A 10,029-nucleotide genomic window follows, 5' to 3' on the forward strand; every position below is an offset into this window, starting at 1 on the left:
AAGTGAAATTCAAATGAAAAAACACCACAAAAATCATTTCAAAAGATTTTTGTGGTGTTTTGCTTGGAAACTGAAACCCTATGTCCCAGCCCCTTTTTTTTGTGCATTTCAACAAAATATTTTTTGTCATTGAATTTAAAATGATAAGTATTGTATGTGAGATATATTTAATTCAAACGATTTGAGCGCTCATACAAAATAAGAGGTGGGAAATAAATCATTTCAACTTATGATTGTCCCTAACGCCTCGCTTTTCTAGGCGCCTTACCTCAACTAATTTTAAGAGCAGAAACCTCATGGATTTCTGCTCTTAAAATGGATTTTCGGTTTCGGCTTAATGCCTCAGAAGTCTCGGCTAAGGGATCAATCACAAATTATTAGATGATTCATCACTAAAATTAAATTAATTAAAATAGATAGATAATAGCCAATATAGTTCATGTATTATTGAATTTTGTTGGCTTATTTTAATTAACAGAGGTGGTATGCTCCACTCCCTATTAAACGTTAAAGGACGTTTTCGAGCTCTAGTATTTTCATGAATGTACTTACGGTGTACTTCATCGCAGATTCATCAATATCAAAATGTGGGCTATGATGCGGCCATTCACTATTCTTCTCAGGGTTGCCACAACCTGTGAAGAAGAAAGCACCTGGACGTGCCTTTAAATAGTAGGAGAAATCTTCACCTACCATCATTAAGTCAGCATCATGATATCTAAAATTGAGCGTATTGGCTGCTTCTTTTACGATGTTTGCAGATGCTTCATGATTATATACAGGTAAATAGCCTTTAATGTAGTCAAAATCGTATGAGATGTCATTTGCTAATGCCAAACCTTGAAGCAGTTTATCCATTTTATGATAAATATGTTGTTGTACTTCTGGTTCAAACGTTCTGACGGTGCCTCTACATATGGCAGTATCTGGAATAACATTATCAGCTTCACCCGCTTGAATTTTACCAAATGAGATGACAGCTTGTTTCACTGGATCAATGGTGCGTGAAACGAATTTTTGCGCACTTAATATAAATTCGGCGAGAATGACGACGGGATCTATCGTTTCATGCGGTTTTGCACCGTGTCCACCCTTACCATGGATCTTAATGTTAAATTCATCAGGTTGCGCCATCATTGGACCGGGTCTTGTGTGAATTGTACCCGTTGGATAGCCGCTCCATAAATGGTTGCCATATATTTTATCGACGCCCATTAATGCATTATCAGCAATCATCTCTTGTGCACCACCAGGCGTTACTTCCTCACCATATTGAAAGATGAGAACGACAGTACCTTTAAGCTTTTGTTGATGTTCATTTAAGAGTTCAGCGACAGTGAGTAACGTCGCTGTATGGCCATCATGTCCACATGCGTGCATGACGCCCGGTACTTTAGAGCGATACGGTACATCTTTTAAATCCTCAATCGGTAGCGCATCAAAGTCAGCTCTTAAGGCAATGGTAGGGCCTTGTTTGTTCCCGGAGATTTTAGCGATGATCCCATTTTGCCCAACATGGTCATTAATTTCAAAGTCGAGTTGTTCAAGACGCTGAACAATATAGGCGTGTGTATGTTTTTCAAAAAATGAAACTTCAGGGTATTGATGAAGATAACGACGCGTTTCTATCATTCGCGCTTCTTTTTCGCGTGCAAGTTGGAACCAATCCATCTGTGTCATCTCCTTTTTAAATCGTTATCTTTATATTATACACATGCTTTGAAGTTTGTACAAAATACGTTATTATTAAAGTGATTGAAAATTGAAAGGGGAATGAACATGGTTCAAAAGTTAAATGACTTTTTACAAGAAAACATTAACTACCTTAAAGACAATGGGTTGTATAATGAAATTGATTCAATTGAAGGGGCAAATGGTCCAGAAATTAAAATCAAAGGCAAATCATATATTAACCTATCATCAAACAACTACTTAGGATTGGCAACAAATGAAGATCTTAAAACAGCAGCAAAAAAGGCGATTGACTCTCACGGTGTAGGTGCTGGTGCAGTACGTACAATTAACGGTACTTTAGATTTACATGATGAACTCGAGCAAACATTAGCAAAATTTAAAGGTACTGAAGCTGCTATCGCTTATCAATCTGGTTTCAATTGTAATATGGCTGCGATTTCTGCAGTAATGAATAAAAATGATGCGATTTTATCTGATGAATTGAACCATGCATCGATTATCGATGGATGTCGTTTATCTAAAGCGAAAATCATTCGTGTTAAACACTCTGATATGGATGACTTACGTGAAAAAGCGAAAGAAGCAGTTGAATCAGGTCAATATAATAAAGTAATGTACATTACTGATGGTGTTTTCAGTATGGATGGGGATGTTGCGAAACTTCCTGAAATTGTTGAAATCTGTGAGCCATTAGGTATTATGATTTATGTTGATGATGCGCACGGTTCTGGTGTCATGGGTAAAGGGGCTGGAACAGTGAAACACTTTGGTTTACAAGATAAAGTAGACTTCCAAATCGGTACTTTATCAAAAGCTATTGGTGTGGTAGGCGGTTATGTTGCTGGATCACAACAATTAATTGATTGGTTAAAAGCACAATCACGCCCATTCTTATTCTCTACATCATTAGCACCTGGGGATACAAAAGCTATCACTGAAGCGGTGAATAAATTAATGGCTTCTACTGAATTACACGATAAACTTTGGGATAACGCAAAATATCTTAAAGATGGTTTAGCAAAATTAGGTTTTGACATTGGTGATTCAGAAACACCAATTACGCCTGTTATCATTGGCGATGAAAAGAAAACGCAAGAATTTAGTAAGCGTTTAATGGACGAAGGTGTTTATGTAAAATCAATCGTCTTCCCAACAGTTCCACGTGGTACAGGTCGTGTGAGAAATATGCCTACTGCAGCACATACCAAAGACATGTTAGATCAAGCATTAGAAGTATATGAACGTGTAGGTAAAGAACTGAACGTCATTCAATAATCATCATTTTATAAGCAAAGTAATTCATGCAGAATTACTTTGCTTTTTGTTTTCTCAGGATGTACAAGTAAGCGCTTAAATGTTATAATGTCCCTGTGAACCAAGAAAATGACTGCAAGATATAGATGTATGTCCGTCTCAAAAAGACAAAAAGGGAGAATGAGTGTTTATGAAAAAAATATTTATTACAGGTGCTCTGGGCCAAATTGGTACAGAACTTGTCGCAAAATGTCGTGAAATTTATGGGAATGAAAATGTATTAGCAACAGATATTCGTGAGCCAGAAGCGGGTTCAATTGTTGCTGAGGGGCCATTTGAAATTTTAGACGTGACTGATGCTGACAAAATGGAACAATTAGTAGAGAAATTCCAACCAGATACGATGATGCATATGGCTGCACTTTTATCAGCAACAGCAGAACAAAAACCACTTTTAGCGTGGCATTTGAATATGGGTGGCTTAGTGAATGCACTTGAAGTTGCACGTAAGCATAACTTACAATTCTTCACACCAAGTTCAATCGGCGCATTTGGACCGAATACACCGAAAAAGAACACACCACAAGTCACAATTCAACGTCCTAACACGATGTATGGGGTTAACAAAGTTTCAGGCGAATTGCTTTGCGATTATTACTTTACAAAATTTGGTGTTGATACACGTAGCGTTCGTTTTCCAGGGTTAATTTCATATGTTAAAGAACCAGGTGGCGGTACGACAGACTATGCGGTTGATATTTATTTTAAAGCCGTACGCGAAGGTAAATACACAAGTTATATCGCAAAAGATACGTACATGGATATGATGTTTATGGACGATGCCATTGACGCCATTATTCAATTAATGGAGGCAGATAGCGGTAAATTAATTAACCGTAATGCCTATAACTTAAGCGCAATGAGTATTGAACCTGAAATGGTAAAAGAAGCGATTCAAGAACATATGCCTAACTTCACATTAGATTATGATGTTGATCCTGTACGTCAAGGCATTGCGGATAGCTGGCCTGATAGTATTGATACGAGCTGTGCACGTGGTGAATGGGGCTTTAATCCAAAATATGACCTTAAAGCAATGACATCACGTATGATTGAAGCAATTCAAGAAAAAGAAACGCATAAAGCTTAATCACACGTAGTACATCAATTTAAAATTTAAAGCGCAAAATCTCAATTTCATATAGAGCAAAGAGACATGTGACGGGCATGTCTCTTTTTATTTTCGTGTCATTTTCATAACTTCGACAAAATTTGTATAATGGGATTCTGAGTGATGATAAAATCAACAGTTTCATCACATGAGTCTAAATTATGTAAGCGTTTTCTTGAAATCAGACTAATTCTAATTTTCGGAAAACTCATTGAATTGTCGTATGCACATTGATATAATGCATATATTACATTTAAATAGGAGGAATAATCATGTCAGACAAAATTCAATTTCAACAAAGAGAACAACTTAAAGAAAAGCCAGATCAATCCTCACTTACTTTTGGTAAAGTATTTACGGATTATATGCTTAGCTTTGAGTATTCTATTGACAAAGGGTGGCACGATTTAAAGATTATTCCTTATGGTCCAATCGAACTTTCACCGGCAGCACAATGTATCCATTATGGCCAATCAGTTTTTGAGGGCTTAAAAGCATACAAGCACGACGATGAGGTTGTTTTATTTAGACCTGAGGAAAACTTTAAACGTATTAATATGTCACTATCACGTTTAAAAATGCCTGAAGTGGATGAGGCATTATTACTCGAAGGTTTAAAACAATTAATTGATATCGAACGTGACTGGGTGCCTCAAGGGGAAGGTCAATCTTTATACATACGTCCATATGTTTTCGCGACGCAAGAAGGGCTTGGCGTGCATCCATCACATGAATATCGTTTATTAATTATTTTGTCTCCATCTGGGTCTTATTATGGTGGCGATTCCTTACGTCCAACGAAAATTTATGTTGAAGACGAGTATGTTCGTGCAGTTCGTGGTGGTGTTGGCTATGCAAAAGTTGCTGGTAACTATGCGGCAAGCTTACTTGCACAATCTAATGCGAATGCAGAAGGCTTTGACCAAGTATTATGGTTAGATGGCGTTGAACAAAAATACGTTGAAGAAGTTGGAAGTATGAACATCTTCTTCGTAATCGATGGGAAAGTAGTAACACCTGAACTAAACGGTAGTATTTTACCTGGTATTACACGTAAAACGGTTCTTGAACTCGCTAAATCATTAGGCTATGAAGTTGAAGAGCGTCGTGTCGCAATTGATGAACTTTATCAATATCACAAAGAAGGACGTCTTCAAGAAGTTTTTGGAACTGGAACAGCAGCAGTCATTTCTCCAGTAGGTGAATTACTATTTAAAGATGAAAAAATAGTCATCAACGACAACCAAACAGGACCAATCACACAAAAATTGTATGATAACTATACAGGTATTCAAAGCGGTAAGCTAGAAGATCCATATGGTTGGAGAGTTGTTGTACCGAAATATTAATATTTAAACGCATAAAAGCTAGAAACCTCATTTACGTAGGTTTCTAGCTTTTTTATTAGAAGTCATTTTCTTACTTGAAAGTCTCGATTAATAGAGAACAATGTGCATGTTTAAACCCATGTATCTAAAACTTCTTAAACCCATGTTTTTAAATAACTTTTCTGCTTATACCAAACTGCTAGTTGAATAAGGTTATTTATAACTATCTTATTTGTCTTAGTAACTTTATTTCTTAGTGGAAAAGTCAAACAAGTATTAAAGTTGGACTTACTATAATGATTAGTATGCTTTTTCTCTGAACATTATGTGAAGTAGGTAACGTAGACTAGCTGATTAAGAGATAGTGTATAGGCATCAATAAAACAGTTGAATGAAAAATATGATATGATACGCTAATTAACGGGATGTTTTTTGAGGGATTGTTTAAATTCTGAATAAGGAGTTTTTACAATGTATAAGATTAATAATTCAAGAGTTTTAAAGAGCTCACTTGCTCTCGCTATTGCTTCTGGTCTAATTGTAAGTTCAGGAGTAACGAGTGAGTATTCCTATGCAAAGGAAAATAATGTTATGCATACCTCAGCAAATAGTTCAGGTGAAATTGTTAAATTGAATGAAAATACTGCTAGAATCGATTTAAATAAAGGTATTAATTATAATGTTGATAAAAATGGAGTGGCAACATTAAAAGATGTAGATACTGGTAAAAAAGAAATTTTGCCATCATCTGCAAAAGATAAAAATGGTAAAAATGTTACATTGATTTATTATGAAAAAGACGGTAAATTAGGGTTTTATGTTCAGAAAGCACAAGAAGAGCGCGGAATTGGAAAATGTGTTTCTGGTATAGCAGGTGGTGCAGTAACAGGAGGTACTACCTTAGGTCTAGCTGGTGCAGGAGTAGGAACAGTTACGCTTCCATTAATTGGTACAGTTGGTGGAGGCGTAGTTGGTGCTGTTGGTGGCGCTGTCGGCGGTGGACTGACTGGTGGAGCTACTTTTTGTTAATACTGTAGGAGTGATATCATGGAAAAATTTTTAAATATATGGGTATGTTTAATGCTATTTCTTCTAATAATATCATGGTTAATAATTAGCGTGAAATTTGGCCATATTAGTACTAGTCAAATATTAATTTCTAACCTATTTATATTTATCGCTTATATATTATATTTAATTAAATTCATTTGTTTCACAAAAAAGAATAGAGATAAGTAATAAATTTACCTGCTTTGAGTAATTCATTGTTATGCGTTTTATCAGTGTAAAATGCTACAATTACAGAAAACTGGCCGAAAGATGTTAATTCTAAGCAAATTCAAATTGCTGGCTCGTCATATTATTTTGAAAGATTGACATAACAGTATTGTCACGTTTTATAGCTGTAGTAAACATTTTCTCTAAATCCATGTGATGATTATTAAAAAACTTGTATAATTTGATAATCTTCTTCATTACCAACATTAGTGATTTTTTCAAGAATTTTCATTTTTATTGAGTGATCAATATCTAAACACATGGTAGTAAGTATAACAAGACTCTTAGTTAGAGCGTTGGTGTACCGAAATATTAATATTAAAACACATAAAAGCTAGAAACCTCATTTACGTAGGTTTCTAGCTTTTATAATTTATGTGATAACAATGCTAAATAGTCGTCTTCATCATATACGGTAATCCCGTTTTGTCTTAAAAGTGCCGTACATACGCCGACACCCTCTTTTTTAGTGCTATTAAAGGCACCACTGTAAATTTGTTTGGATCCGCATGAAGGGCTATCTGATTTCAAAATGACTGCCTTACATGCCATGGCTTTGCATTGTTCTAAAGTTTTTTGAGCACCACTTAAATACATTGCCGTCACATCATTGCCATCACTATCCATCACTCGGGCACGATGATTTAATACATCATAGCCATCACCACCGACAATCTCTGCAGGGTTTCTTGGGATAGGGAGGCCACCTAATATCTCAGGACAAACGGCGCGAGCCTGCCCGGTTTCTATTAACTTTAGCAGTGCAGGTTGTAACTTGTTTTTACCATCATAGCGTACATTTTCTCCGACAAGACAACTACTGATTAAAATCATTGTTATCCCCCTTATATACATCTCAACGACATGCATCAAAAACAAACAATTTATTGTTAATATTATTATATAATATGTGTGCATTCATGTAAGTAATAATTTTATTAGAATGGGCGCATAGCGTACCAATCAAAACGTTTGAGTGGTCGTTAAATTGACGTCCATGTAGTTATTGTGGCGTTTAACAATGGTCTTAAAACGATTAACGTTGTAGTAATAATTGAAAACCTTTCACTAAGTTGTAAATTGCTAATGAAATAGCGATGAATAAGCAAATGAATGTAAATCCTAATAGAATATTGGAGAACATAATTTGATGATTATACGGTTTTTCTAATATGACTTGTGAAAAATAAAAGCCTGTAATACCTAAAAAATAAAATATTACGCCTCCTAAATGATTCAATAAAGCAATCTTGGCATGATGAGAAGTAGGTCGATCTGAAAAAATCCATATAAGAATGGGTAATACAAACGGTGCGAAGAAAATACTCCAATAACTAATACAGGATAGCAATTTGTTGCTTTTAGTTTCCATATTATTCACCTCCTCAAACACATTAAAGCACAACTATGATAATAATTAAACAGCAAACAACATATCTTACAATACTGTAAGTTTCAAGTATTATAATGAAAGAAATATGTAAGATTGAAGCGGTTATTCCCGTCAAGTTGATTACTAAAAGCATACAGCAACAACAATTTACAATTAATTATTATTATCATAAAATATAAAGATATTAAGAATATAAAATGGAGTGTTTGAATGATGTGTAAAAACTTAAAATGGTGTGAACATTAAAATGAACTATGTTATGTATGTACTTTGTATGTTGATATGGGGGCTTAATTTTATAGCTGTTAAAATTCAAGGTAATCACGTGTCATTAGAAGTTGCTTTATTATATCGATCAGTGATAGCACTAATTCTTTTTACATGTTTACTTTCGTTCGTCTATAAAAAGATAAGTATAAAAGATTTCAATTTATATACTGTATTAGGGTTTGGTATATGCAACTTTATGATAAGTTATCTTTTGCTATATTATGGTACGTTTTACAGTACTGCTGCTATGGTCACGCTTATATTTTCAATGAAGGCAATTATTACTCCAATATGCATTAGTATTGCTTTTAAAACTAAAATTTCAAGCCGAATATATATAGGTGGAATCATGGGAATATTAAGTGTTTTAGTCATTTTATTTCCCGATTTAAAACAGTTGTCTAATCAATTCATTATTGGAATTTTATTAGCTATTGCAGGTACGGTAATTACATCTATCGGAGATGTGTTGTCACTCTATAATAGTAAGCAACGCGTCAATCCAATAGTAGCCAATACAATTGGTATGATGGGGGCTGTCATTTTATTGTTTATGTATACCTTTATAAGAGGAGAGCACTATACGATGCCACATCAGTTTAACTTTTGGATTGGCTTGCTTTACTTATCGGTGTTAGCTTCTTTTATTGCATGGTTGTGTTATTTGAAATTAATTAATAATATTGGTGCAGCTGAAAGTGGCTATATGGTCGCAATGTTCCCAGCGATAGGAGGCATTGCGAGCGTATTGATGGGCGAATCTACTTTAAATATACACCTTATCATTGGTATTGCATTAGCAACATCAGGTGCGTATATTGCTCTGAAAAAACCTAAACATATAAAAGTTAAAAGAGGATGATAGTTATGAAGAAGGCTTTGTTTCTGATCTTAGATCAATATGCCGATTGGGAAATGGCACAACTTTCTACAATTTTGAATCAACATGATAAGTGGTGTACCAAAACCATATCTTTAACAAATAATGTAAAGTCAATTGGAGGCTTATCAGTAAATGTAGACTATAATATTAAAAATTATAATGATGATTTTGATTTATTAATTCTTGTGGGTGGCAATACGTGGAATACGAACAATCAAGCACTTTTGACTTTTATCCAAAAGGCATTCAAGAAAAATATTGTGATTGGTGCAATATGCGGAGCAGTAGATTATCTTGCTAAAAATGGGTTACTCAACGATTACAAGCATACAGGAAATGCTTTGAGTTTATGGAATGACTTTGATAAATACACAAGGAGTCATCATTTTATTGCAAAACAAGTTGTTAGAGATCGGAATTTGGTAACAGCAAATGGTACAGCTTCAGTAGAATTTTTAGAACATGTCTTAAAATTGATTTCATTTGATAGAAATGAAAATATACATCAAAAAATATTCATGATTAATCATGGTTATTATAAGTATTGTGACATTTACGGAGATCCGTTCGATAAAATGTGAGATACCTCAAATCAACCTTAAAATGATGGAGTTGGATTAAGTTATGGAGGCATATCTATCTTTAAAATTAATAAAACATATTGTTAATCAAAGTGATGTCCTAGTACTTAGTGATTATAAAAAAGAGTTATGGAATAAGAAATATGAAGCTCTCAATTTACATATCAATGGACGTT

The 10,029-nt window shown here is 34.5% G+C and carries 9 protein-coding genes; 6 read left to right on the plus strand and 3 right to left on the minus strand.

Going from position 1 to position 10,029, the window contains the following annotated elements; translation table 11 throughout:
* Positions 1–507: 507 nt before the first annotated feature.
* Entirely contained in the window at positions 508–1,680 is a 1,173-nt protein-coding gene (locus CD172_RS10590) for an amidohydrolase (protein WP_167701374.1), read from the minus strand.
* A 99-nt stretch (positions 1,681–1,779) separates the two neighbouring features.
* On the opposite strand from CD172_RS10590, the gene CD172_RS10595 reads away from it, so the two are divergent.
* From CD172_RS10595 to CD172_RS13010, 4 genes are all read left to right on the plus strand, one after another.
* Positions 1,780–2,970: a glycine C-acetyltransferase gene (locus CD172_RS10595; protein WP_037566324.1), complete on the plus strand. Its 1,191-nt coding sequence runs from the start codon at positions 1,780–1,782 to the stop codon at positions 2,968–2,970.
* A gap of 169 nt (positions 2,971–3,139) precedes the next feature.
* A complete protein-coding gene (locus CD172_RS10600) occupies positions 3,140–4,099 on the plus strand; it encodes an L-threonine 3-dehydrogenase (RefSeq protein ID WP_037566325.1) in 960 nt (319 codons plus the stop codon).
* Between the two features lie 293 nt (positions 4,100–4,392).
* Positions 4,393–5,469: a branched-chain amino acid aminotransferase gene (locus CD172_RS10605; RefSeq protein WP_037566326.1), complete on the plus strand. Its 1,077-nt coding sequence runs from the start codon at positions 4,393–4,395 to the stop codon at positions 5,467–5,469.
* Between the two features lie 450 nt (positions 5,470–5,919).
* Entirely contained in the window at positions 5,920–6,477 is a 558-nt protein-coding gene (locus tag CD172_RS13010; RefSeq protein ID WP_209050293.1) for a hypothetical protein, read from the plus strand.
* Positions 6,478–7,092: 615 nt separating this feature from the next.
* On the opposite strand, the gene CD172_RS10620 is transcribed toward CD172_RS13010, so the two are convergent.
* Complete coding sequence (locus tag CD172_RS10620; protein WP_037566327.1) at positions 7,093–7,560, minus strand: 2-thiouracil desulfurase family protein; 468 nt, start codon at positions 7,558–7,560, stop codon at positions 7,093–7,095.
* Positions 7,561–7,762: 202 nt separating this feature from the next.
* Complete coding sequence (locus tag CD172_RS10625; protein ID WP_037566328.1) at positions 7,763–8,098, minus strand: hypothetical protein; 336 nt, start codon at positions 8,096–8,098, stop codon at positions 7,763–7,765.
* Between the two features lie 280 nt (positions 8,099–8,378).
* Here CD172_RS10625 and CD172_RS13085 point away from each other — a divergent pair, with 280 nt between their 5' ends.
* On the plus strand, positions 8,379–9,251 hold the full coding sequence (locus CD172_RS13085; protein WP_225906163.1) for a DMT family transporter: 873 nt from the start codon (positions 8,379–8,381) through the stop codon (positions 9,249–9,251).
* 5 nt (positions 9,252–9,256) lie between these two features.
* The gene (locus CD172_RS10635; protein ID WP_103346333.1) at positions 9,257–9,853 is read left to right on the plus strand and encodes a DJ-1/PfpI family protein; all 597 of its coding nucleotides are present in this window, start codon (positions 9,257–9,259) and stop codon (positions 9,851–9,853) included.
* The last annotated feature ends 176 nt before the right edge of the window (positions 9,854–10,029 follow it).

Origin of the sequence: Staphylococcus agnetis (assembly GCF_002901865.1) — a bacterium.
Lineage (GTDB): Bacteria > Bacillota > Bacilli > Staphylococcales > Staphylococcaceae > Staphylococcus > Staphylococcus agnetis.